23 protein-coding genes are annotated in these 25,821 nt (G+C 42.3%); 9 read left to right on the top strand and 14 right to left on the bottom strand.

The genetic code is table 11. The features are described from left to right. Nucleotides 1–67: 67 nt before the first annotated feature. The 5 genes from atpF to SNE25_RS06390 all read right to left on the bottom strand — a co-directional run bounded on the left by atpF (nt 68) and on the right by SNE25_RS06390 (nt 2,678). Complete coding sequence (gene atpF / locus SNE25_RS06410; protein WP_321564269.1) at nt 68–559, bottom strand: F0F1 ATP synthase subunit B; 492 nt, start codon at nt 557–559, stop codon at nt 68–70. Between the two features lie 108 nt (nt 560–667). After that, nucleotides 668–907 carry an ATP synthase F0 subunit C gene (gene atpE, locus SNE25_RS06405; RefSeq protein WP_321564268.1) on the bottom strand — a complete coding sequence of 80 codons (240 nt, stop codon included), beginning with the start codon at nt 905–907 and terminating at the stop codon, nt 668–670. Between the two features lie 54 nt (nt 908–961). Beyond that, nucleotides 962–2,050, bottom strand: coding sequence for a F0F1 ATP synthase subunit A (gene atpB / locus SNE25_RS06400; RefSeq protein WP_321564267.1), 1,089 nt, complete (start codon nt 2,048–2,050; stop codon nt 962–964). A gap of 14 nt (nt 2,051–2,064) precedes the next feature. Then, complete coding sequence (locus tag SNE25_RS06395; protein WP_321564266.1) at nt 2,065–2,451, bottom strand: hypothetical protein; 387 nt, start codon at nt 2,449–2,451, stop codon at nt 2,065–2,067. Next, complete coding sequence (locus SNE25_RS06390; protein ID WP_321564265.1) at nt 2,448–2,678, bottom strand: AtpZ/AtpI family protein; 231 nt, start codon at nt 2,676–2,678, stop codon at nt 2,448–2,450. The genes SNE25_RS06395 and SNE25_RS06390 overlap by 4 nt, the downstream gene beginning before the upstream one ends. Nucleotides 2,679–2,799: 121 nt before the next feature. Here SNE25_RS06390 and porW point away from each other — a divergent pair, with 121 nt between their 5' ends. The 3 genes from porW to uvrC all read left to right on the top strand — a co-directional run bounded on the left by porW (nt 2,800) and on the right by uvrC (nt 9,877). Beyond that, a complete protein-coding gene (gene porW / locus SNE25_RS06385; protein ID WP_321564264.1) occupies nt 2,800–5,691 on the top strand; it encodes a type IX secretion system periplasmic lipoprotein PorW/SprE in 2,892 nt (963 codons plus the stop codon). Nucleotide 5,692: 1 nt separating this feature from the next. After that, nucleotides 5,693–7,939: a transglycosylase domain-containing protein gene (locus SNE25_RS06380; protein ID WP_321564263.1), complete on the top strand. Its 2,247-nt coding sequence runs from the start codon at nt 5,693–5,695 to the stop codon at nt 7,937–7,939. Between the two features lie 114 nt (nt 7,940–8,053). Then, on the top strand, nt 8,054–9,877 hold the full coding sequence (gene uvrC, locus SNE25_RS06375; RefSeq protein WP_321564262.1) for an excinuclease ABC subunit UvrC: 1,824 nt from the start codon (nt 8,054–8,056) through the stop codon (nt 9,875–9,877). Nucleotides 9,878–10,051: 174 nt separating this feature from the next. Here uvrC and porN read toward each other — a convergent pair whose 3' ends face one another. The 7 genes from porN to SNE25_RS06340 all read right to left on the bottom strand — a co-directional run bounded on the left by porN (nt 10,052) and on the right by SNE25_RS06340 (nt 17,590). Further along, complete coding sequence (porN, locus tag SNE25_RS06370; RefSeq protein ID WP_321564261.1) at nt 10,052–11,044, bottom strand: type IX secretion system ring subunit PorN/GldN; 993 nt, start codon at nt 11,042–11,044, stop codon at nt 10,052–10,054. Nucleotides 11,045–11,050: 6 nt separating this feature from the next. Continuing rightward, entirely contained in the window at nt 11,051–12,550 is a 1,500-nt protein-coding gene (porM, locus tag SNE25_RS06365; RefSeq protein WP_321564260.1) for a type IX secretion system motor protein PorM/GldM, read from the bottom strand. A 39-nt stretch (nt 12,551–12,589) separates the two neighbouring features. Continuing rightward, nucleotides 12,590–13,390 (bottom strand): type IX secretion system motor protein PorL/GldL, encoded by an 801-nt coding sequence (gene porL, locus SNE25_RS06360; protein WP_321564259.1) that lies wholly within the window; start codon nt 13,388–13,390, stop codon nt 12,590–12,592. Nucleotides 13,391–13,440: 50 nt separating this feature from the next. After that, nucleotides 13,441–14,757: a T9SS ring complex lipoprotein PorK/GldK gene (porK, locus tag SNE25_RS06355; RefSeq protein WP_321564258.1), complete on the bottom strand. Its 1,317-nt coding sequence runs from the start codon at nt 14,755–14,757 to the stop codon at nt 13,441–13,443. 254 nt (nt 14,758–15,011) lie between these two features. Then, nucleotides 15,012–15,770 (bottom strand): uroporphyrinogen-III synthase, encoded by a 759-nt coding sequence (locus tag SNE25_RS06350; protein ID WP_321564257.1) that lies wholly within the window; start codon nt 15,768–15,770, stop codon nt 15,012–15,014. An 18-nt stretch (nt 15,771–15,788) separates the two neighbouring features. Then, nucleotides 15,789–16,772 carry a DUF4271 domain-containing protein gene (locus tag SNE25_RS06345; protein ID WP_321564256.1) on the bottom strand — a complete coding sequence of 328 codons (984 nt, stop codon included), beginning with the start codon at nt 16,770–16,772 and terminating at the stop codon, nt 15,789–15,791. Nucleotides 16,773–16,876: 104 nt separating this feature from the next. Then, complete coding sequence (locus SNE25_RS06340) at nt 16,877–17,590, bottom strand: hypothetical protein (RefSeq protein WP_321564255.1); 714 nt, start codon at nt 17,588–17,590, stop codon at nt 16,877–16,879. An 88-nt stretch (nt 17,591–17,678) separates the two neighbouring features. Here SNE25_RS06340 and hemW point away from each other — a divergent pair, with 88 nt between their 5' ends. The 3 genes from hemW (at nt 17,679) to SNE25_RS06325 (ending at nt 20,760) form a co-directional block, all read left to right on the top strand. Beyond that, nucleotides 17,679–18,800, top strand: coding sequence for a radical SAM family heme chaperone HemW (hemW, locus tag SNE25_RS06335; protein WP_321564254.1), 1,122 nt, complete (start codon nt 17,679–17,681; stop codon nt 18,798–18,800). 195 nt (nt 18,801–18,995) lie between these two features. Then, nucleotides 18,996–19,544, top strand: coding sequence for a fasciclin domain-containing protein (locus tag SNE25_RS06330; RefSeq protein ID WP_321564253.1), 549 nt, complete (start codon nt 18,996–18,998; stop codon nt 19,542–19,544). A 334-nt stretch (nt 19,545–19,878) separates the two neighbouring features. After that, a complete protein-coding gene (locus SNE25_RS06325; RefSeq protein WP_321564252.1) occupies nt 19,879–20,760 on the top strand; it encodes a cupin-like domain-containing protein in 882 nt (293 codons plus the stop codon). Between the two features lie 104 nt (nt 20,761–20,864). Here the strand turns inward: SNE25_RS06325 and SNE25_RS06320 are convergent, their stop codons facing one another. Beyond that, the gene (locus SNE25_RS06320) at nt 20,865–21,347 is read right to left on the bottom strand and encodes an adenylyltransferase/cytidyltransferase family protein (RefSeq protein WP_321564251.1); all 483 of its coding nucleotides are present in this window, start codon (nt 21,345–21,347) and stop codon (nt 20,865–20,867) included. Nucleotides 21,348–21,378: 31 nt separating this feature from the next. Further along, nucleotides 21,379–21,798: a YybH family protein gene (locus SNE25_RS06315; RefSeq protein ID WP_321564250.1), complete on the bottom strand. Its 420-nt coding sequence runs from the start codon at nt 21,796–21,798 to the stop codon at nt 21,379–21,381. A gap of 155 nt (nt 21,799–21,953) precedes the next feature. On the opposite strand from SNE25_RS06315, the gene SNE25_RS06310 reads away from it, so the two are divergent. The 3 genes from SNE25_RS06310 (at nt 21,954) to SNE25_RS06300 (ending at nt 25,758) form a co-directional block, all read left to right on the top strand. Next, nucleotides 21,954–22,832 carry a carbohydrate kinase family protein gene (locus SNE25_RS06310; RefSeq protein WP_321564249.1) on the top strand — a complete coding sequence of 293 codons (879 nt, stop codon included), beginning with the start codon at nt 21,954–21,956 and terminating at the stop codon, nt 22,830–22,832. Between the two features lie 248 nt (nt 22,833–23,080). After that, the gene (locus tag SNE25_RS06305) at nt 23,081–24,178 is read left to right on the top strand and encodes a vWA domain-containing protein (RefSeq protein WP_321564248.1); all 1,098 of its coding nucleotides are present in this window, start codon (nt 23,081–23,083) and stop codon (nt 24,176–24,178) included. A gap of 71 nt (nt 24,179–24,249) precedes the next feature. Next, entirely contained in the window at nt 24,250–25,758 is a 1,509-nt protein-coding gene (locus SNE25_RS06300) for a sigma 54-interacting transcriptional regulator (RefSeq protein ID WP_321564247.1), read from the top strand. The last annotated feature ends 63 nt before the right edge of the window (nt 25,759–25,821 follow it).

The raw sequence follows: 25,821 nt of genomic DNA, 5'->3' as shown, positions 1-25,821 counted from the left end.
CGATTGATAACTCAAATTCTCTCTTTTAATAACAATTCCGAAATCAAAACTCCGAAATCCGAAATTCTTATAGCTTCACTTCTTTTAATAGCTGACTAACCAGTTCGTCTTGTTTTTGTTGATCCTCAAATTGCTTGCGTAATATTGTTTCGGCAATTTGTAATGACAATGAAGATACCTGGTTTTTAACATCGGCCATAGCAATTGATTTCTGGTTGTTAATTTCAACACGGGCCAGTTCAATCATACGTGCACCTTCTTTGTGTGCCAGTTCTTTAGCATCGGCAATCATTTGTTCTTTAACCTTACGGGCGTCTGACAGGATCTGGTCGCGCTCAATACGGGCTTGTTTCAACAACGATTCATTTTCGTTAGTTAAACGGGCCATTTCTTCTTTGGCTGCTTCAGCTTTTGAAAGTGAATCTTCAATAAAACGTTCACGGTCATTAAGGGCACCTAAGATGGGTTTCCAGGCAAATTTGCCCAATAAAAATAACAGGATCAAAAAGGATACCGTAGTCCAAAAAACCAAACCTATTTCCGGTGTAACTAATTCCATAATTATGTATAGATATTTACTTTATGTTTATTCTCTTTTAGCTTGATTAAAACAAGCCCGGAGCCAATCGCCCCGGGTTGTTCTTTTTTTTGTTTGCTTTAATAAATATTAGAGCAAAGCAACTACCACTGCAAACAAAGCAACACCTTCTACAAGGGCTGCAGCGATGATCATGTTAGTTTGAATTTTTGAGGCAGCTTCTGGCTGACGTGCGATACCTTCAACGGCTTTACCACCGATAGAACCGATACCGATACCTGCGCCAATAACAGCTAAACCAGCACCAACTGCACCAATTTTACCTGTAACGCCTGCTGCAGCTACAGCTTGTGCAATTGTTCCAATCATTCCAATCATTGTTTGATAATTTAACGTGTATATATAATTATAATTAATTCAAGATTAATGGTGATGCTCTTCAACCGCCATCCCGATAAACAGGGAGGTTAGCATCGTGAAAATAAAGGCCTGCAAAAACGCCACAAGCAATTCAATACAATCCATAAATACCACAAACGGAACAGATACTGTTGACATCCACGCGGTTTTAAAGATAAATATTAATGATATTAAGCTCAGTACAATAATGTGACCAGCTGAAATGTTCGCAAACAAACGTATCATTAACGCGAAGGGCTTTGATATGATACCTATGATCTCAACGGGAAGCATGATTGGATATAACCATAGCGGAATATCCGGCGTAAAAATATGCTTCCAGTAATATTTGTTACCACTAAAATTAATTACGATAAGTACAATTACCGAAAGGGTTAAGGTTACGGCTATATTACCGGTAAGGTTAAAACCTCCGGGAAAAAATGGCACCAAACCCAGCAGGTTGTTTATTAATATAAAAAAGAAGATGGTCAGCAGCAAAGGCATGTATTTTGCATGTTTAACACCAATATTAGGTATAGCTACGTCATCTCTTACAAAAAGCACAACCGGCTCCAGTAATGACTGTAAACCTTTTGGCGCTTTACCGGCACGCTTTTTATACGCAGCGGTAACAGAGAAAAATACCAGTAATAATACGATCATACCCATCCACATACTAACTACATTACGGGTTATAGAAAAATCATATATTTTGGCATCCTTATTAATTTCACCCGCTTCGTTCACAGCAACTATCTTTTTACCCTCAAGCTTGTAGCTGTAATGTTCGCCTTTGTAAACCGGGGCTTCATGGCCTTCTTCGTGGTGCAGGCCCAATTTCTCTGAAGAAAAGAACTCCATTCCCTTGTCGGTATACAGTATAACAGGCAACGAAATAAAACGCTCACCCATCAACGGCACTGCTACAGGCCATGAATGCGAATCGCCGATGTGTTCAAATACGACCTCTTTTGGATCAAATGGTTTTTCAGCACCTTCAGCCTTTTCTTGCGAAAAAGATAACACAGGCTTAACACAAAACAGCAAAAAAAGCGCGGAAATCAGTAATGGTTTAAATATTTTTGAGTTCAAAATCGAGCAATTATTCATTCAGATGATGTTTTCTACCTAATTTTTTGGTTGCGCAAGTTACGTAACAAACCATAAATTTCAAAGGCCATATTTAAGAAATATATATAAAAAAAATCGGCCACGAAAACATACTTGTTTACCGCGTTTTTTAACAGGAAAACAAGGGCGAAGAACATACAGGCCAATAGCTTAACCGTAGTGGCGGCCAAAAACATCTGGGCGTACAATTCCTTTTTTATTTGCCCAACCAGCAGGATGGAAGTTATGGTTAAAAAAGTAATGCCTGAAAGAAAAAAAAACAGTAACCAGAACTTCGGCGTTATCAGATTGGCATAACCAGCATAGGGCAACAACAATGGAGGTATAGCTATAATAACAGTAAACAATAAGTAGGATAATAAGGTAGGTAGTATTTTCAACTTTTTACAGATCTGATAACAATGTACAACGCGATAAAGACTCCGATAAGCGACAGCACTGCGGTTACCCACTTTACTGTATGCCCCGCAGCCTCATCAATTTTATAACCGGCAAAGGCAAACAAGCCAATAATAGCAATCATCTGGAAACCAATACCGCTGAACTTGGCAATGGTGCCCATGCGCCTGCCTTGCTCGTTATTATCTTCCTGTTCATTTTTAGCCATCCGCAAATTTATTAAACCTATTGTATAATCTTTAGTATTTTAGCAATGCTTTTAAAACCAATAGCTTATTTTGAGGCATATACCTATATCTTCTGTTCATAAAACCAACAAATTTTTACTGTTGGCCCTTATTATCACCATAGCTGGCTGCTCGCTCGAAAAGAAAAGCGGCTTAAACCGCTCACTACAAAACCTTACCGCACATTACAATATACTGTTTAATGCCAATGAGTTATTGCGGCTAAAACAGGAAAACTATGCCGCCTCATTTCCTGATGCTTACACCGAACTGCTCAATGTTTATCCCGATACTACCAGCCAGAACGCCGCACCCGATAAGGACCTGGAAGCGGTTATCAGCAAGGCCAATACCATTATCAATATAAAGGAGCAAAGCCATTACATTGGCGATGCTTACCTCGTTTTAGGCAAGGCGCGCTACCTGCAGGGTAACTATTTCGATGCGGTGGAGTATTTTAATTATGTAGTACGCTCTTTTGGCAATAAGGTTGATTTAACACAGGAAGCCCTGGTTTGGAAAACGCGAGCGTTATTATACCTGAACGATTTGCCACAAGCCAAAACAACTATAGATTCGGCCGTTCAAAACATCGATCCAAAAAAAATCCGGAGAACCTTTGCCGCCGATGTGTACGCCACCAGGCTTCAGTATAATATTAATACGCAAAACTATGTGGAGGCCGAAGCTGATGCCAAACAGGCCATAGCATTCAGCAACATAAAAAGGTTAAAACTACGCTGGACATATATTTTGGCGCAATTACAGGAGCTCAACTTAAAACCTGCAGATGCTTATGACAGCTATACCAGCCTCGTTAAAAGCAACGCCTCATTTGAGATGGCCTTTAACGCCAACCTGAACCGCATTCGTATACAGGATAACCGTAACGGTGTTAAGCAAAGTAAGATCGATTTGCTGCGTAAGTTGCTGAAGAACGAGGATAATATTGACTTTAACGATCAGATATACTACCAGATAGCCGGCCAGTATTTTGCCGCGGGCGATATTGACAATGCCATAAAAAACTACAAGCTATCGGTGCGCACAAGCACCAAGAACCAAAACCAGAAGGGTATCTCCTACCTGCGTATTGCCGATATTGATTTTAAGAACAAAGCTGATTACGCCGGGGCTAAAATGTATTATGATAGTACATTATTAAACTTGTCGCCCAGCTATCCAGGCTATCAACTCATCCTTAAAAAGAGCAATAACCTGCAATTGCTCACCGGCCTGCTCGAAACCATAGCCCGCGAAGACACCTTGCAAATGCTGGCCGCACTTGATGAAAAAACACGCACAGTCCGTATAGATACCATAGTGGCCCGCAAAGCGGCAAAGGAGAAAGCTGCTGTAGCCGAAGCTAAAGTAAACAACGGCGATCCGTTCACTAATAGCTTTATACTTACCAATCCCGATGCACAGGTACCGCAAAGCGGCCAGGGCAACCAAAGTGGGGCAAGCTCATTTTATTTTTATAATAACGCCGCGGTAAGCCAGGGCTTCACTTCCTTTAAACGGCAATGGGGCAACCGCAAGCTCGAGGATAACTGGCGGCGCAGTAAACGGTCAAACAGTGGTATGCCAACCAATACCGGGGCACTGGCTCAAAATACCGCTACGGATAAGCCAGCCGACCAGCCTGGTAAAGCTGGCGATTCGGTGAGTAACGAGGGGTATAAGCAGCAATTGATCCATGATCTGCCATTAACCCCTGATCTGCTTAAGCAATCAAACATCCGCGTTTATAATGCCTATCTTGACCTGGGTAACCTGTACCGCGATGTCCTGGAAGATAAAAAAGAAGCCATTGCAACTTTTGAAAAACTACTTACCCGCTTCCCTGATAATCCGGACAAACCCGCTATATATTATAATCTGTACCGTCTTTATGCTGATATAGACGCCGCTAAATCTGACGACTATAAAAACAGGATATTAAAGGAATACCCTCAAACCGCATTTGCAAAGGTTATCCTTGACCCTGAATACAGCAAAAAGTTAAGCGATGCCAACGCCGGGTTTAACGTATTTTATAACCAGATATATGATCTGTACGCCCAAAAGCAGTATGATAAGGTAATAGGTAGCGCCGATGATCTTTTAAAAAGATATCCGGATAACCAGTTTTCGGTACAGTTACTTTATTTAAAGGCCATTGCTGCTGGGCACCAGGAAAAGCTACCCCCTTTTATGACCGACATGCAGCAGATAGTAACTAAATACCCGGATGACCAACTGGTAACCCCATTGGCAAAGCAGCATCTTGCATACATCGAGGCTAATAAAACAGAAGTTGCCGCGAGGCCGGTAGTATTAACAGAAGAAGACCCTAACGAAATACCGTTTACCCCTCCGGTTGCCTATCAAAAACAAACCGAATACCGTAAAGGCTTTGTACCATCGCAACAGGTTGAAGAATACCGCCACCCGGTGAGCGCGCCTTTAAACGGACTGGCGCCATCATCGGCACAAATTAAAACGCAATTGGGTATTCAGCAGGGCAAACTGGTTGATACGCATGTGCAAATGCCTGCGTATGAACTGCCGCAGGCAACACCAACCAATCAGCAGGACAGCGCCACCACACCTGGTAAAACTACCGTTAAGGACCTTAACATAAACTCTATATTTTCAAAGCGCGATAGCACCCATTATTATTTTGCTATAAATGTTACTACAGGCACAACTAACCTGGCCTCTTCACGTTTTGGTATAGGACAGTTTAACCGTACTCGTTATTGGGGCTATGGCTTTAAACATGAACTGGTTAATGCAGGCCCCGACGACCAGATTATTTACATTGGTCGCTTTTTTACCCTGGCCGATGCTAAAAAATATGCCAAGAGCATTATCCCGTTGTTACCTGATATTATGAAGGTGCCCCGTGATAAATACAGTTTTTTTATCATAACAAAAGAAAATCTGGATAAATTAGCCGATCAGAAAACAGTAGATAGTTATATTGACTATTACCAGAAAAATTATTGAAATGAGAACGACTAAGCCTAAGCTTACCCAACAGGATATAAGACATTATAATTGGTATATATGGCGATTAGTAATAGCCGGCTTTGTGTTTGTTGCGGCCATGATAGCCCTTACTATTTTTGACGTATTTGGCCAGCTGCCATCATTCCGCGATCTGGAAAACCCTAAAAGTAACCAGGCATCGGAAGTAATATCGTCTGATAAAAAGGTTTTGGGCACTTATTATATACAAAACCGCTCAAACGTAACTTACAAAGAATTATCACCTAACGTGATCAACGCGCTGGTTGCCACCGAAGACAAACGTTTTTACGATCATTCAGGTATCGATTTTGGGCGCAGCTTTACTATATTTCTGCATCTGCTTGTAGGCCAAAAAGAAGGAGGTAGTACTATTACACAACAATTGGCGCTTAACCTGTTTTCGGAAAGGGCAGCCAATCCGTTTAAACGCGTCATTCAAAAGATGCAGGAATGGGTAACCGCCGTTAAACTGGAGCGTCATTATACCAAACAGGAAATTCTGACCATGTACCTCAACACCGTTGACTTTGGTGCTTATAATACGTATGGAATTAAATCGGCGGCACGTACTTATTTTAATACCACACCAGATAAGCTTACCCCAGATCAGGCTGCATTACTGATAGGGATGGTTAACGGCCCGGGTATTTACTCGCCCACAAGGCATCCCGAAAACGCGCTGCGACGCCGTAACCTGGTGCTGAACCGTATGGTTGAGCAAGGCTACTTAAGCAGCGGACAGCTCGAAGAGTTTAAACAAAAACCACTCGGGCTCGATTTTCGCCCCAACAATCACTTTGACGGCCCTGCACCTTATTTCAGATCGGTATTGAAAAAGGAACTGCAAAAACTATTTAAGGAGCAAAGTATCAATCGCCCTGATGGCAGCCCATATGATCTTGATCGCGACGGCCTTAAAATATATACCACTATTGATGCCACCATGCAGCAATACGCCGAGGAATCGCAGCAGGAATATATGCGCAACCTGCAGGTGCAGTTCAATGATCACTGGCGCGGCAAAAACCTGGTTAAAAATATTCATAATTATAAATACCTTATTAATCTGGGTATGCTGCGGTCAGACCGTTATAAAATGCTGAAAGCCCAGGGCATGAGTGACGAGGACATTAAAACAAACTTTAATACCAAAGATAAACTGAACCTGTTTACCTGGCATGGCGACATCGACACGCTGATGAAACCTATAGATTCTATTGTTTACTGTAAAATGATGCTCCGTAATGCAATGATGAGCATGGACCCAACAACAGGATATGTAAAAGCATGGGTTGGCGGCACCAATTTTGAACATTTCAAGTATGACCAGGTTAAAAACGGAACCAGGCAGGTGGGTTCAACAGCAAAGCCATTTACTTATGCGGTAGCTATTGACAATGGCTTTTCGCCTTGCATGAAGATCAATAACGTACCCGATACCATCAGGGGGTACGGAGCGCCATGGTGCCCGCGTTCGTCGCCGTCGGAGACGCTGCCGGGCTTTATTACGTTACGCCAGGCTTTAGCACATTCGCAAAACTGGGTAACCGCCAACGTTATGGGGCAGGTTAAGCCGGAACCGGTGGTTGAGCTGATCAAGAAAATGGGCGTTACCAGCGCGGTGCCTCCCTATCCATCTATTTGCCTGGGAACATTTGATGCTTCGGTTTTTGAAATGACCGCCGCTTACTCGGTATTTGCAAATCACGGTTTGTGGACGGAGCCAACTTATATATTGCGCATTGAAGATAAAAACGGGAATGTGCTGTATACCCATACACCAAAAGTAGTACAGGCCATGAACCCCCAAACGGCTTATGTAATGACCTATATGCTTAAAGGCGTAATACAGGATGGCACCGGCTCAAGGCTGCAATGGAAATATAAGCTTAACAACCCTATCGGTGGTAAAACAGGTACAACCAACGCCAACTCCGATGGCTGGTTCATTGGCATTACCCCCCAGCTGGTTACCGGACTTTGGACAGGCTGCGAAGACCGCGATATCGCATTTCAATCAACCCGTCTTGGCGAAGGGGCCAACAGCGCTTTGCCTATATTTGCCTTGTACATGAAAAAGGTATATGCCAACGCCGCACTGGGTATTAAAAAGAATGTTGATTTTGATGCTCCTAAAAATGGTGTGAGTATAGTGATGGATTGTAACCAATACAACCAGCAGCAGCAAGGCGCCGAAGAAGTTGATAAGAAACTGGGATTCTAAATACAATTGTCATTCTGAACGACAGTGAAGAATCTGTAAACGACTGCATCCAGCACAATAGATCCTTCGTTCCTCAGGGTGACAAAACAGGAATTGTGAGTAACAAGTGAACTAATGAACCAATTCGACTACAGAGCGGCATTAAAAAATATACCTCACAAACCCGGTGTATATCAGTACTGGGATAGTGAGAAAGAACTGATATATATTGGTAAGGCTAAAGATCTGCGCAACCGTGTTGGTTCTTATTTTAACCAGGATATACACGTAAATGCCAAAACAAGGGTTTTGGTATCCAAAATACGTAATATCACTTTTACCATTGTTGATACCGAGGTGGATGCCTGGCTGCTGGAAAACAGCATGATCAAAAAGCACCAGCCACGATACAACGTATTGCTCAAGGATGATAAAACCTATCCCTGGATCATTATCAAGAACGAGAATTTTCCGCGTATTTTCTGGACCCGTCGTATTGTAAAGGACGGCTCAAAATACCTGGGGCCTTATGCCTCTATTAGTATGATGCATAATATCCTCGGGCTTATTAAAGAAACCTATCCCCTGCGTACCTGCAACCTGCCGCTTACCCGCGAAAATATTGACAAAGGGAAGTTTAAGGTTTGCCTGGAATACCAGTTGGGCAATTGTAAAGGGCCATGCCAGAACTACCAGACCGAAAATGATTATGATAATGGCATTGAAGAGATCAAAGATATCCTGAACGGTAAGATCGGCGCTGTGTTGCGTCGTCTTAAAGGAGAAATGGATTTAGCCGTTGCTGAATATAACTATGAACTGGCCCATCGCTTAAAAAGGAAGTTTGACCTGCTGGAAAACTACCAGAGCAAATCTACCGTTGTAAATTCTTCAATAACCGATGTAGACGTTTTCAGTATCGCGTCTGAGGATAAAATAGCCTTTGTTAACTTTTTAAAGGTGATGAACGGCACTATTATCCAAACGCAAACCATTGAACTAAAAAAACGACTGGACGAAAGTGATGAGGAATTGCTTACGCTGGCCATATCCGAGTTCAGGAGCCGCTATAACAGCGATTCGAAAGAGATCATCGTTCCTTTTGATATCGATTTGGAAGATCATCCCGGTATCAAATTCACTGTCCCAAAACTGGGCGAAAAAAGGAAACTGCTTGATCTGTCGCAAAAGAATGTGATGTTCTTTAAAAAGGAAAAAATTGACCAGTACGAAAGACTGAACCCCGAGATCCGGACAGAGCGTTTGCTCACGCAGATGATGAAGGATCTGCGCATGAACCAGTTGCCCCGTCATATCGAGTGTTTTGATAACTCCAACTTTCAGGGCAAATATCCGGTTTCGGCAATTGTGGTATTTAAGGATGCCAAGCCATCAAAAAAAGACTACCGGCATTTCCACGTAAAAACCGTTGAAGGGCCGAATGACTTTGCCACCATGGAAGAGGCTGTACACCGCCGCTACCGTCGTATGCTTGATGAGGGAACCGAATTGCCGCAGCTCATCATTATCGACGGTGGTAAAGGCCAACTGTCATCTGCCATGCACAGCCTCAAGTTGTTGGGCATTGATAAACAGGTAACCGTTATCGGTATTGCCAAACGCTTGGAAGAGCTGTATTACCCGAACGACCAGTACCCGATGTATCTTGACAAAAAATCCGAAACCCTGAAAGTGATCCAGCACCTGCGCGATGAGGCGCACCGTTTTGGCATTACCTTTCACCGTAAAATACGCGATAAAGGCACCCTGGCCACCGAACTGGAACTGATTGATGGCATAGGTAAAACCACCGCCGAAAAACTCCTGAAATACTTTAAATCAGTAAAAAAGATACGCGAAGCCAATGAAGAGGCATTGCTTGAAGTAGTAAACCTGAAACAGGCAAAAGCTATTTTAGGGTACTTTGGCAACGAAGCTGCGGAAAGTCAAAGTAATTAATCTCTTACTTGTCATGCTGAACGGAGTGAAGCATCTATTTTGCTGTATGCAAAGTCTAATAATAGATCCTTCGTTCCTCAGGATGACAATTTCTAAAACCCCTTAAAACAAAAAAGCCAAAACTCATACCCGGAGGCTTTGAGTTTTGACTCTAAAATTTAGGTTTATAATTGGTTAGTATGACCAGAGGTTAAGCTCCCAATCCATAAGAGATTTTTTGATCCTCTCCGATTCGTAAAGCTTATCAATACCCTGGGCGTAATCTTTTATACGTTCGTCCTTATCGTTACTTTCTTTAACAATATAACTGGTAAATATCCTTTTCATGAAAATATCGTCAAAGCTCAAGCCGGTTGCATCACTGTTGCGGCTAACCACTTCTTTAGTGGCCAGTATCGGTCTTGCTTCGGGGAAATAAACCCAGAAAGCGGGTTGATAATCCAGATCAAGGTTACCTGCTTTAGGTTTAACTAATGGCGCTATACCTACAATTCGCGGTTCAAATACGGAGCGTTGCTTATCAAAAACCCAATCCTCTTTAATGCGGAACTTCACAACACTGTCGGGGTTAAACTCACCTGCACGTAACTCGGAACCAATTTTATTTCCATCCTTATCAAATCTGTCAACCACAGAGCTGTCAGCCATTTTTGACTTGGCACCACCGGCACTAAGCGGAACTGTAAAGGCATCGCCTCCCGGATCGTCTTTAGTTGGGGTTGGGTCATAAGCAGTTAACTCGCCTGCAGAAATCGCGTTCAGCAAAATATCAATCAACCTGCTTTTTGGCGAAGCCATGTACTGGTTCATTTTTTCGCGGATATCAATTTCGCGCCATACACGCTTAGCAAAAACCACATCATTTTCGCGCAGGTTAGGCAGCGGCGTAACCTTCGCATTTAGAATATTGTTCTTTTTATAATACCCATCAAGCGGCCTTTCAAAGGGTTTGTTAGGATCAAAAGCCTTGCGTTGGGTAGTATCTGGAGCAGGCTGACTTGCCACATTATCCTGCTGGCTGGATTGCTGCGGCGCTACCTGTGCTGGTTGTTGCTGCTGGGTGGTAGTAGGTCTTCTGTTGGTACGCTTTTTAGCGGGGCGTTTCTGGGCAAATGCTCCCGAAACACAAGCTAAACAAAGTACAACTACCAAAATTTTCTTTTTCATACGCTTTTAATTTGCGGATAATACAATGGGATCAAGTCCTCTTGGTGTTCCATCGGGACCAACTGCAACAATATCTTTAAATATAACAGTAGAACCCGGTGTAATAGTATTCATCGCGGCACGCATAGCACCTGTTAATTCCCCGCCTGAGCCCGACATAATAATAGCATCCTGACGTGGTTTTACAACAAGCAGCGTAAAACGCGTTACGTTAAATTTAGCATCAAAATCAAAATTTTCCAACTTGGCAAAAAGTCTATCCTGCGCGCGGATGTTGGCCGCACTGGTATTCCCACCGCTTTTGCCGGCAAATTGTGGTTTTGGATCAGGGATACGTTTTACACGAAAATCTGAAGTACCTAATACCATTCCCTTATCGCCCAAAACAGTGACCTTGGCAGTACCTATGCTGCTTACCGTAGCGGTGTAATGACCACCACTGCCACTGATAGAACCACCAGACATACTTACTTTCATGCTCTCTTTAGGCACACCCGGTGCTGAAACTGAAAGCGGGTTAGGTACACCAATATACAATACGTTCATTTTATCAGGCGATACCACTGCTGATGGCTTAGCTACCATGTAGCTACCGCTGATCGGGTAATTTTTTGAACCGCCTTCCAATTGCTTTACAGACAAATTACCTGTCCAGGTATGCATGCCTTCACCGCTCGCAGTAGTTGTATAAATACCCACGCCGTTTGATGTTGGTACGGACGAGCCACCTACGGTAATAGCAGGGTTGGAATTTTGATCGTATGCGGTTAAATAAATCTCCGCTTTATATTGCTGACCGGCCAAAACATAACTGCTTGGCGCAACCGCAACCGCTTTAAACTGGTTTAAAGTAACCTGCGCAACATCAACCTTGCCTAATATCTTTTTCACCACTTCGTTTTCCGCATTTTTTGTATCGGCCTGAATTTTTGCTAACGTTGTTAAGGCAGCCCCCAATGGAATACCATCGCCAAAATATGCCTGTTGCCAGCTTTTCTTTTTAGGGCCTATGGCGTTTAGGGAAAAATTAACCCCCGTACTATCCTTACCTAATAATTGCAGCAAATGCGCTCTTGTACTTTCAATTTTCCCTTTCAGTACATCTGCCTTTTTTGCATTGATCATTACTTCCGGAGATATGTCAAGGCTTTCCCTGGAATCTACATCGCCGGTTTCAGAATTAATCCCTCCACCTCTTTTAATTAACTCCGCCTTTAATTCTTCAATATATCCGTTTAATTCATCAGCTGTTTTACTTGCACTTTTAGCTTGTGTTAATAGCTGCTGGGCTTTTTCTGGCTGTTCCTTCAATTTAGTGGCCTCAAACGCTGAGTATGTGCTCTGTAAACTGGTTGTAACGTTATTTCTCGACTGATCTAAACTGTTTGTGATATTCTTAAAAGCATCCAAGAGGCTATCAGGTACATTTAAGGCTATCAGGCCTAAAAGCACCAGGTATAATATACCTATCATTCGCTGTCTTGGGGTTTCCTTACCTCCGGCCATCTATATAAATATTAGCGTGTAAAAAATCTATTAGTTATATTAATTAACACGTGGCTGGTTCATTGCAGTAAGCATATTACCATAAATAGCATTTAATGATGCCAGGTTTTTTGCTAAGCGCCCAACTTCTTCCTTAAACTGTTTTGAATCATCTAACGACTCGTTAAAGTTGTTCATAGTTAAAGCAAGATTCTTGTAAAAGTTGTTCATTGATTTTAAATGAGCACTTGAATCCTGCAGTTCCAGTTCATAAACCGCGTTTAATTCAGAAAGGTTACGGCCCAGTTTGTTTACCTGTTCATGATAAGTTTTTGAATCGATATTGGAATTGGCCATTTCGGCTAAATTTACCGATGCCTTTTCAAATGCATTGCTCAATTTGTCATAACTTGCCCCGGCATTTTTCACCTTTTCGGTAAAAGTAATGGTAGCTTCGCCCGCATCAGTAACTCTTGATATGGCTGCAACTTTGTCGCCAAATGTTCTTAAGCCATCACCAAGACTGCGTACCAGTTCAGGACCTATTTTAGCATCTTCAAGCATTTTATCTAAGGCTTGGGTGCTTGACGCACCACTGCTGATTGGCCTTGCTGATGCCTTAGGTAATTCGCCATTAAAATCTTCGCTTAGTTCCGGGTAAACACGTACCCAGTCAATATCTTTATCTTCTCTTTGGAAACCTAATACAGCAAATAGTATTACTTCCATCCCCAGCCCAAGTGTTATAAACAATGATGCCATTGGCCAGTGTTGTATTTTAAACAGCAAACCAACAATCACTATAGTTGCCCCAAATGATATAAAGTTTCCAACTCCAAATGGTTTTTTCTTCCCTGCCATAATAATTCAGAAATAAATTTTAGTGTAGATGTATGTTTTATTAATTTAATTTATCGTTTGTCTTTAATATCCCGGCCCAGGTATTGAGTTACACAGCGGAAACCAATGTATGACTTAGCGGTATCCTGGTATTCATAAGTGCGGGTTGCATTCTGAAGGAAATACCCTATATCCTTCCATGACCCGCCACGTACTACTTTGCGTTTAAGCACTTCAGGATCAGTGGATTTAGCTTCATAATTAAATGTTGGCGACAGGTCATGCACAAATGATGACGCCGATTCGTCAAATGTTGACGATGTCCATTCGGCCACGTTACCGGCCATGTTGTACAATCCATAATCGTTGGGAAAATAAGAGCGTACATTTACTGTGTATGCCCCGCCATCGTCGGTATAATTACCACGTCCCGGTTTAAAGTTGGCCAGCAAGCAGCCTTTAGCGTTTTTAATATAGGGGCCGCCCCATGGGTAATCGGTACCTACCCTGCCACCTCGGGCTGCATATTCAAACTGTGCCTCGGTAGGCAGTTCATATGGCAGGCGGCGCGGTAAACGGCGCGAAGCTTTATAGGCTTCGTTATAACGGGTGCGCCATACGGTAAAGGCCCTTGCCTGTCTCCATGTTACGCCTACCACCGGATAGTTGCGGAAAGCCGGATGTGAAAAATACCCTTCAACCATTGGTTCATTGGCAGCGTACGAAAAATCGCTCAGCCAAACCAGCGTATCGGGATAAACGGTTACCGTATCGTGCAAAATAAAGTCAGAACGCCTTTTGGTTTTATCATTCTTATAATTGGCCGCATCGCGCAGTACCATTAAAGAGTAATTGTATTTTAATAAACGAATATCAATTTCATTGGTGTCGAAAACCCGGTCTTCACCCTGGTAATACATCCCCTGCAATTTTGAGGCATTTCCGGCTTGCCCTTTTTTTGTGCTCCAGATAGGATTCTTTTTTACATAAGCCCAGTTGATGAATTTTTTGCCCGAGGCATTATCATTTGCCCCGGCGCCCTTTGGCTGTATATAATACTTGTTGTCGTTAATGTAATTGGTAATAGCTATGGAGTCGCGCACCCAATAAACAAACTGCTTGTACTGGCTATTGGAGATCTCGGTCTGATCCATAAAAAATGGTGGCACGGTAACCTGCTTGGTTTGCGCTATCTGCGCGAAAGTTACATCCTGATCGGTTTGCCCCATCAGAAAAGTACCGCCCGGAATATACACCATACCATAAGGCACTTCTGACCTGAACGACCGTTGCGGCACCCCGGTTAATTCTCCCCTGTCGCCACCTTTTCCGCAACCGCTCAATATCCCCCCAGCTAAAACAACTATTAATAAGTATATCTGCTTCATTTTTAAAATCAAGATTCCGTTATATGACTATAACATTATATGACCCGAATATATCAAAATTTTGATCTAATAAAGCTAAAAAACAAATTATTTAACCTAAAGTATAGTCAATAAGCGTCCTCTTCGTTAAATTAACGACAAAATATTGTATAATAATCAGCAATCAAACTAATTTCAACTAAGTAAATTAGATGCCATTAGTACGCTATTATTTAAAAAAAAGTTGCAGCAGGGATCAATAAATTTCTAAATAATTATTTGTTAACCAGCTTAACATACTGCTCAATGGCCATTGTCATGGACGGCGCGGCGGGGGTTGGTGCCGGGACATCCAGAATTAACCCTGCTTCGAGCACGGCCTTATGGGTTGTGGCACCAAAAGCGGCTATACGGGTATTATTCTGCTTAAAATCGGGAAAGTTTTTATATAATGATTGTATACTTGACGGGCTAAAAAAGGCAATTACGTCATAAAACACATCGGCCAGATCAGAAAGATCGCTGCACACAGTGCGGAACAATACGGCGGGTGTAAAGTTATAACCATTCTCAAGCAGGAAGCGCTGTGTTTCCTCAGCTGCAACGTCAGAACATGGATAAAGGAATTTTTCGGCCGAATGCTTTTTCAGCACCTCAGCCAGATCGGCCGCGGTTTGTTTGCCAAAAAATATTTTACGTTTACGATATTGAATATACTTTTGCAGATAAAGCGCAATAGTTTCTGAAAGGCAGAAATATTTCATTTCCACAGGTACTTCAAAACGCATTTCTTCACAAATGCGGAAAAAATGATCGGCTGAATTACGGCTGGTAAAGATAACAGCTGTAAAATCGCTCAGGTTTATTTTTTCTTTCCTGAAATCTTTTGCCGGAACTCCTTCAACATGAATGAATGATCTGAAATCAATTTTCAGGTTTAGCTTTTTAGCCAGTTCTGCATACGGATTCTTATCGTTTTCGGGCTTAGATAAAGTAACTAATATACTTTTAACCTTTTTCTTTCTATCTTCCAAATCAATTCGTTTAACTACCTAAATTCTAATATTCAATGCCTTTATTAAAATCAAAATAGGGCAAATTTCGAGGGCACAAAGATACGTAAATAAATAAAACTTATGAAATCGAAAGGTAGAAATTATATTTACGCTGCTCCTCAGGTATTGCCATACAAATATAATAATGACTATTATGAGCGTTACTGTAAGTAAAGCGGGTATATATAGACTGCCCAGCAAACTGAAACAAATTACCACCGGCAGAAATATAAACGCTATATTAAAATAAGTAAGATGCAATATGTTCAGGTATTCGCTTACCAAACGGTTTATATTAAATACAAATCCTAAAAACTTGAGCACCAGAAACTTTAATGCAAATAGGACTATAATCGCTACTGTAAGTGATAAAAAAAGACGGCTGCCGCCAATTATATAGTAAACACCTTTATAGGCAGCAAGCTGATATAAAAAAAGGCCGAAAGTTAAACAAAACAATAAAAACAAACCCAAAAATGCCCATGAGCTCACAAAGCCTTCCTCTTTGCCAGCCTGCGACAATATGCGCTTACTGTAAAATGATTGCAATACATAGCCCACATCCTTATTTAGCGCTATGTTTAGTATAGCGGTGTATAGCAATAAACATATAATGATCACAATTATCCAGGGATCACGCAGGGGGCGGGTATGGCCATCTTTAACCAAACTTTTTGATTTGAGGTGCATATCCAAAAACCCATATCCTTTATAGAGGCTATGTGCCAGCAAACTATCGGCAAATTCGGTATTGGTTGTTGAGTCGGGGGCGTGGATGTAACGCATGGCCAGCGAGTCGGCAACAAACAGTTTACGTGCCTGCATAGCATGTGCCACCGAATCGAGCAGGGAACCGCCGCCGCTTTTTATTGTTCTGGTTGTTACCGCTTTAGTGCTATCTGCTGCTGTAGTGTCCTGCTGCGCAAACGCTGCAGAACAACCGAATAAAACCAACAGAAAGCACCAGACAAGCGAACGCATTTTTAGCAAAATTAAACCCCGTTAAATTTGCTGCAAATTTATTGTAATAATTGGTTGTTTTATATACGCTTCACAATTTACCAGCCCTTCTTTGAATAAACCCTCTATTTAACCGGCACACCGGTTGCCGCCCAAAAAACAAGATAGCCGCCGGTATCTTTTGCAACCTTTATGTGCAACAGAATCCGTTTTGGATCGGGATATATGTTCAGGGCGTCAATATTATGATGATTACTTTCAACCATTGTATTTTTATTGTCCCATTTACCCAGGTCATGCACCACATAACTCAGGCAGCTATCCTTTGCAACAATATCATTATAGTAATCGGGCAGCCAGAAATCCTTTTTCTCCACGCCATCTTTATACGTTAATTCAAAATGCAGTTGTGATCCGCCCTCGGCACTGGTAAGGCTTAAATACATACCCATATATCTTTTTGGCGGCACATAAAAGCCAAAGCTACCAACACCAGAAACGTAACGCGCCTGATTTTTTATCCCATCGCTGTTTGAATAATGTAGTTTAATAGCCGGGTGGGCAGGCGTAGCGTCTATGAACGAGTTATTTGGCAGCGCATGCGGATCTTTGTCGCCATTAAACAAAGCAGCTTTCATGGTGAGGTAGCCATCGCCCTGCCCATCGCCATCAATGCCTTTTGTCCAGGTTACCAGTTTACCGCCGGTTAAAGTGGTTACAGGCCGGGCATTTAAAAGCGTATCAATATTGATCTGGATGGCGCGGCCGGGTTGCTGAGCGTGGACCAGCGTTGTAATCAGCATACTGAATGCATACAACACAATTGTTTTAGGTTTCATTTAAAGGGGTACTATATAATTGGTATATAAATATACCTTAAAAATGAAGTTTTTTAAAATAAGCTAAGCTTATATCTACCTTTGCCGCATGGCAGGCATCTACATACATATCCCTTTTTGCAAACAGGCATGTCATTATTGTGATTTCCATTTCAGCACCTCGTTAAAATATAAGGACGAATTGCTGCAGGCGCTGGTGAAAGAGATACGACTGCAAAAAAATTATCTGAATAACGAAACCATTGAAACTATTTATTTTGGCGGCGGCACACCATCGTTGTTGGAGGCCGATGAAATAAATCGTCTCCTTAATACCATTACAGAGCTCCATACGGTATCGTCGACTGCCGAAATTACCCTGGAGGCCAATCCCGATGACCTGGATGATGCCAAAATAAAATCGCTGCGGCAAACCGATGTGAACCGTTTCAGCATTGGTATACAATCTTTTTTTGATGACGACCTGCTTTGGATGAACCGCGCGCACCGCAGCCGCCATGCTGAAGCATCGGTAAAACGGGCGCAGGATGCAGGTTTTGAAAACATCACCGCCGATCTGATTTATGGTTATCCCCTGCTCACCGACACCAAGTGGAAACAAAACCTGGATAAACTGTTTGAACTGGACATCCCCCATGTATCTGCCTATTCCATGACGGTTGAACCGCAAACCGCACTGGCAGTACTGATCAATAAAAACAAACAGCCGCCAATGAACGATCAGCAAAGCGCAGCGCAGTTTACAGTACTGATGCAAGCCATGGCCGATCATGATTTTGAACATTACGAAATATCAAACTTTTGCAAGCCAGGACATTATTCCAGGCACAACTCCAACTACTGGCAAGGCGTAAAATATTTAGGTATCGGACCATCGGCACATTCGTATAACGGCGAGGCCCGGCAATGGAACGTAGCCAATAATGCTAAATACATACAGGGCATTGAAACCGGTAAACTACCCGCAGAAACAGAAACCCTTACCCAGGAAAACCGCCTGAACGAATATATCATGACCTCCATACGCACCATGTGGGGGCTTGACCTGAATCGTCTCAATTCAATTGCCCAGGCATCTGCAGATGAGCTGCTCATTGCGGCCCGGCGTTACTTTGACAATGGCTGGATAACAAAAAAAGATGACGTTTTATACCTGACCCACACAGGTAAATTATATGCCGATAATATAGCGGCAGGCCTGTTTTTTTAAATTCCAAATCTGCAGGTTGTAAGAAATAACTCCGTTTACAAAACCGGAGTATAACGCGTGTCGTATCTTCAATCAAATAACAACAATAAATTTAATAAAACTATCAAGAGCTCGTGATAGCTTTGTTACATTTAAAAACCAAACAAACAGGCACTTTTGGTGTCATTTTAAAACAATTTATAAACTCATCACAAAATGAAAAAATTAATCATAGCGGCTTTAACAATAGCTGCTTTTGCAATAGCACCTAAATTATACGCCCAAACTAAAATGGTAGGCGGCGCGGCCATGTACCCAACAAAAAATATTATTCAAAATGCTGTAAATTCCAAAGATCATACTACGCTGGTAGCGGCGGTTAAGGCTGCAGGCCTGGTACCAACACTATCATCTTCAGGACCGTTTACTGTATTTGCGCCAACTAACGAAGCTTTTAATAAATTACCAGCAGGCACTGTTGATAACCTGGCAAAACCAGCTAATAAGGTAACGCTCACCAAAATTTTAACCTATCACGTGGTAGCCGGTAAATTAAGCGCTGCCGACCTGATGGACAAAGTAAAAGAAGGTAAAGGAAAAGCCGAATTAAGTACTGTTAGCGGCGGCACACTAACTGTTATGCAACAAGGCAAAAAACTATACCTGGTTGATGAAAAAGGGGGCAAATCATGGATCACCATTGCCGATGTTAATCAAAGCAACGATGTAATACACGTTATAAACACCGTATTGATGCCTAATTAAGTTTTAAAAGTATTGGGTGATGAGTTTTGAGTTTAAGGAACGTGCAGGCGAACTCAAACCCCAATACTAAAACTTATAATTCAAAAAGAAGCCCGCAATACCGGGCTTCTTTTTTTAGAGTTCCCAGACCACAATAAAGTGAGATGAAAGGCAAAGTGTAGTACAACCAAATCGACCGGGTATTGGTAGGTTTTGATAGCATTATGTTAACGCTGCCCTAACTTTTTTGACATCAATGCTATACCTTTTGATTTTTTATTTCGTTATTTTGTTTACTTTTCGGTAAAACAAGTTGATATTGTTTTAATAAAACAGCCCGAAAAGTTAACATAATATGAGTTTTATTCTCCGCCCTATTGATACTGTTGAAAATATTTCTCCTGAAGATTTCAAGAAGAATTATTTAGATCCACGTCGACCACTTGTTATAAAAGGACTTACTAAAAGCTGGCCCGCGCGCGAAAAATGGACACCTGAATATTTAAAACAGGTAGTTGGCAATAAGGTGGTGCCTTTATATGATAATTCAAAAGCCGACCCGTCAAAACCCATCAACTCGTCGGCAACGGAGATGCCTTTTGATGAGTATATTGATCTTATCCGCAGCAAACCTACCGAACTAAGAATCTTTTTCTTTAATATTTTTAAGCAGGCGCCTCAGCTTTTAGATGATGTTGTATTACCTAAAGACCTCATGGGTGGCTTTTTAGAAAGCATGCCGGCTATGTTTTTCGGCGGCTCCAATTCGGTTACCTTTTTACATTACGATATCGACCTTCCACATATTTTCCATACTCATTTTGTTGGTCGCAAACATGTGATCCTGTTCGAAAATAAATGGAAACGTCGTTTGTACTGCATACCAAATGCCACCTATGCCCTGGAAGATTACGATGTAGCCAATCCCGATGTTAAAAAATTCCCCGCACTTGATGGTGTTGAAGGTATTGAAGCATTTTTGGAGCATGGTGATACCTTATTTATGCCTACAGGTTACTGGCACTGGATGAAGTACCTGGAAGGTTCGTACTCGTTGAGCCTTCGTGCCTGGGATGCTTCCATTACCCGTAAAGCAGCAAGTTTGTATAACCTTGCCATTAAAGGCGGGGTAGACAGTGTACTAAAAATGGCCTTTAAAGAAAAATATGCCAAATTCCGCGAGGAGCTGGCTATCAAATGGGCCAACCGCGAACTTGCCGCAGGAAAGCCTCATTAAATTTGCAGGGTTTGGAATTGGAATGATATTTATAAAAAAAGCGATGGATAAAATCCATCGCTTTTTTATGATCGCGCTGATACTGGTTATCAGGCTATAAAGTGCTATTTTTCTTTACTGAAATATTCCTGAACTATGCCGGGTAAATAATCCCAATAACCAGCAGGGTCTTTCATGATTTGGGTGGCTGCAACTGGTACTATTTTACAGGGTTCGCTGTAAATCATGCTTTCGCAATTTAAAAACCGGCTCATATAGGCGCCGTAGGCTTCTGATGCAAAAATGACATCTATGGGTGGTAATTGCTGCTGCAAATAATTAGCCCAAATTCGGGTAAGGTTATCAGATGATTCGGAGACGCCAGGCACAACCACTTCATCGTAATTTAGTAACCATGGCTTCACTTTGTGGTTATCTTTATACAATTCCGTGATCCATTCCAGTCTTTGACTACCGGGAATGGGTTCGTCATAACTGGCGCTAACCAGTACAATCAGCTCATCGCAATGGTCAAGCGCAAAATCAATTAAGGCTATATGTCCTTTATGAACAGGCATAAACTTGCCCGTGATCAAACCTCTTTTCATAACCCAAACAGCTATTTAAACTTTTGCAAAGCTAAGAAGTATGATCACAAACAATCTTCCATTCGCCTTTAATTTTTCTAAACCAAAGTGTATAATATCCGCCCGGCGCATCTTTGGCTCGTTTCAGTTGCCAGCCACCATATAAAAACGCGTTGGTTGCGTCAAGCACTTTTACCTGTAATATGGTAAACTTAAGTTGCCCCATGGCTGCCTTATCAGGATAACGCTTTTTGTAATTGTTGAGCGTGGTTTGCCAGCCAAAAACAGGTCCGGTTTTACCCACAAACAGTAACGAGTCTGATTTCCAGTAAGTCTGCATAAAGCTATTGATATCGCCCCGGTTCCAGGCCAGCTCCTGGTCATGCATTACCTTTAATATGGCCTGCCTGTCCTGGGCTTTTGAGCTGTTTGAAACAATAATCACAAGACAAAAGAGAAAGAGTTTTTTCATACAATAAATATAAACAGGATTTTCAGGATTAAAAGGATTGCCCTTTCTCAGCTAAAAAATCTCCGTTAACCACCTGCATCTTGTTAAATCCCTTTATCCTGTCAAAAATCCTGTTATATTTGAATTATTCTACACCAACCTTTACATCAATTTTTATGAAAAATCGGGTATTAAGCTTCGGCGAAGTTTTATGGGATGCCTTTGGCGATGGCAAAAAAGCAGGCGGCGCTCCAATGAATGTGGCCAGACATTTGGTGCAGCAAGGTGTTGATGTTGCCTTTGCAAGCTCGGTAGGTATGGATAACAGCGGCGATACGCTAATAGCCTTTCTGCAAAAAAGCGGCCTGTATTCTCCGCTCATCCAGCGTGATGACGAACTGCCTACCTGCGAGGTTACCGTGCAGCTTGATGAAAATAACCAGGCAACCTATATTATACCAGAACCCGTATCCTGGGATAGCATCCGTACCACTGATGTGCTCATTCAGGCTGCTAAACAAGCCCCGGCAATCGTATTCGGCAGCCTTGCCTGCCGTGAAACCGCTACCCGTGAAACCTTATTAAACCTGCTCGATGAAACCCACGCCCTTAAAATTTTTGATGTAAACTTAAGGCCGCCTCATTACACGCTCTCGACCATTGAAACCTTAGCAGCCAGTGCCAATGTAGTGAAGATGAACGAAGAGGAAGCTAATTTGTTAATAGGCGGCAGCAGCAGCTCGCTGCGCGACCAGATCAACGAATTCCGTTCCAAATATCATAATCAAACCATTTGTGTAACCCGTGGTGAAAACGGAGCCATAGTATGGCACGATCATGAATTTTATGAAAGTCCCGGCTGCCCTGTAAAAGTGGGCGATTCGGTAGGTGCCGGCGACGCATTCCTGGCCACCTTTGTGGCCGGCTTACTCAATAAACACCCCATGCAAACTATCGTTGATAAATCATGCTCTGTAGGGGCATTTGTAGCCAGCCAACGCGGGGCCAACCCGGTTTACCCCCCTGAGTTGCTGCATAGCCTGGCGTATATTTAGTAGTGAGTAGTGAGTAGTGAGTAGTGAGTAGTGAGTAGTGAGTAGTGAGTAGTGAGTAGTGAGTAGAACCTACTAGTCTTTAAAAGAGTTTTATTGTTCTGAAGGTATTTCACTATTTTAACTCATGACTTATTACGCTCAACTTATAACTCCTTTTGTCATACTTACCTAACAATTTGCTTTAATCCCCTTTAACAGGAAACTTTTAAGAATAATTATCCGTTTCTTTATGTAAGAAAGGACATGATATGCGCGGTTTTGGATTTTCCAAATTTAAGCCCAACCAGATCCCTAAAGGGGGATTTGACGAATTATTAAAATTATTTCTTGAATTGCTCAATTATACTTCGGGCGATGCAGGCGAAGCTTTGGCCTGGCTTAATGAGCTCGATAAACAATATAACCTTACCAACGATGACTATGGTATGGGCGATTTTATTGATGAGCTGAAACAAAAAGGCTATCTGGATGAAGATAACCAAAACGGAGGCTTTAATATTACCGCTAAAACGGAGCAAAGCATCCGCCAGTCGGCTTTGGAAGAGATCTTCGGGAAACTAAAAAAATCGGGAAAAGGCAACCACCGCACACCGCAGTCGGGACAGGGCGACGAAAAAAATGCCGAACGTCGCGAGTTTGAATTTGGCGACAGTCTGGATCAGATTGATATGACCCAATCTATCCACAACGCACAAGTGAATCATGGCATAGGCGATTTTATGATGACCGAACGTGATCTGGAAGTGGAGGAAATGGATTATAAAACCCTTACCTCAACAGTGCTCATGATCGATATATCGCACTCCATGATATTATACGGCGAAGACAGGATAACCCCGGCTAAAAAAGTGGCCATGGCCCTGGCCGAGCTTATCCGCACCAAATACCCGAAAGATACTTTGGACATTGTTGTTTTTGGCAACGATGCATGGCCCATAACCTTGCAGGATCTACCCTATTTACAGGTTGGCCCCTACCATACCAACACCTATGCAGGCCTGGAACTGGCAACAGATTTATTGCGCCGCCGTAAAACACACAATAAACAAATATTCATGATTACTGATGGTAAGCCTACCTGTTTAAAGGAAGGCACCAAATATTATAAAAACAGTATAGGATTGGATAGAAAGGTGGTAAACAAAACCCTGAACATGGCGGCCCAGTGTAAACGCCTAAAAATACCCATCACCACTTTTATGATTGCAAAGGACCCCTACCTGCAACAATTTGTACGTAAATTTACAGAAACCAACGGCGGTAAAGCATTTTACAGCTCACTGAATGGTTTGGGCGAATATATTTTTGAAGACTATATTAGGAACAGAAGAAAAACAGTTAGATAAGCCCCCCAACCCCCTAAAAGGGTAGCGCTTACACAAAAAGCAACGTGATCGGTGCAATCAAAATATACAGAATGAATAAATTACTCGATATAAAAACGCTCGGCCAGTTAAAAAAAACTGATTATAAAAGCCGGTCGATTAAAGATGAATTACGCGCCAATTTAATTGCCCAGCTAAAAAAACGCGAAGGTGGTTTTGAAGGTATTATTGGTTTTGAAGATACCGTTATACCCGATCTGCAAACTGCGATACTATCAAGGCATAACATTTTACTGCTTGGCTTACGCGGGCAGGCCAAAACACGTATAGCACGTCTGCTGGTCAATTTACTCGACGAATATGTACCTTACATTGAGGGCTCTGACCTGTTTGATGATCCTTATAATCCAATTTCTTGGTACGGCCATCATACCGTAACCCAACTGGGCGACGATACGCCCATAGGCTGGATACACCGTTCTGAACGCTATACCGAAAAACTGGCCACTCCTGATGTTACCGTTGCCGATTTAATAGGCGATGTTGACCCCATCAAAGCCGCTACGCTTAAGTTAACCTACTCTGATGAGCGGGTGATCCATTTCGGGCTGATACCCCGCGCGCACCGCGGCATTTTTGTTATCAACGAGCTGCCCGATCTACAGGCCCGTATCCAGGTATCGTTATTCAACATACTGCAGGAAAGGGATATACAGATACGTGGTTTTAAACTGCGTTTACCTTTGGATATCCAGTTTGTATTTACTGCCAACCCTGAGGATTATACCAATCGCGGTTCCATCGTTACACCGCTTAAAGACCGTATAGAGAGCCAGATCCTGACACATTACCCACGCTCTATTGAGGTGTCAAGAAAAATAACCCAGCAAGAGGCTTCACTTACCGACGAGCAGCGTATCAATATTGAAGCCGACGGCCTGGTAAAAAACCTTATTGAGCAAATTGCTTTTGAAGCCCGCAACTCCGAATATGTTGATAAAAAATCGGGCGTATCGGCACGTTTAACCATTTCGGCTTTCGAAAACCTGATCAGCAATGCCGAGCGCCGCATGATCATCAATAACGAAACCCAGACCTTTGTGCGCGTAACCGACTTTTTAGGTGTAATCCCCGCCATTACCGGTAAAATTGAACTGGTTTATGAAGGTGAACTGGAAGGCCCCGGCAAGGTTGCCAATATATTGATAGGCAAAGCCATTAAAACTTCGCTACTGGAGTTTTTCCCCGATCCAGAGAAAGCTAAAAAAGCCAAAGCTCCTAACCCTTATGCCGCCATTATCAACTGGTTTGGTGAAGGTAACAACCTGGCACTGGTTGATGATATGCCGCTAACTGAGTACAAAAAAGCGCTTAATGAGGTTACAGGTTTAAAAGACCTGGTTAAAAAGATACATCCCCGCATCAGCGAAAATCAGCAACTGCTGCTTATGGAGTTTGTACTGCATGGCCTGTCAGAATTTTCGCAGCTTAATAAAGGCTTTTTAGATAATGGCTTCGCTTTTTCGGATATGTTTAACAGTTTGTTTAATTTGCAGCCCGATGATGATGACGATCTCGATCTTGACGACGACCGTTATTAACTAAAAAATAGTATCAAGTAGCTGGTATCAGGATTTTAAAGTGCATTATAAAAATGCGACTTT

Source organism: Mucilaginibacter sabulilitoris, from assembly GCF_034262375.1.
In the GTDB taxonomy this organism is placed as follows: Bacteria; Bacteroidota; Bacteroidia; order Sphingobacteriales; family Sphingobacteriaceae; genus Mucilaginibacter; species Mucilaginibacter sabulilitoris.
This window is presented reverse-complemented; position numbering and strand designations above follow the sequence as displayed.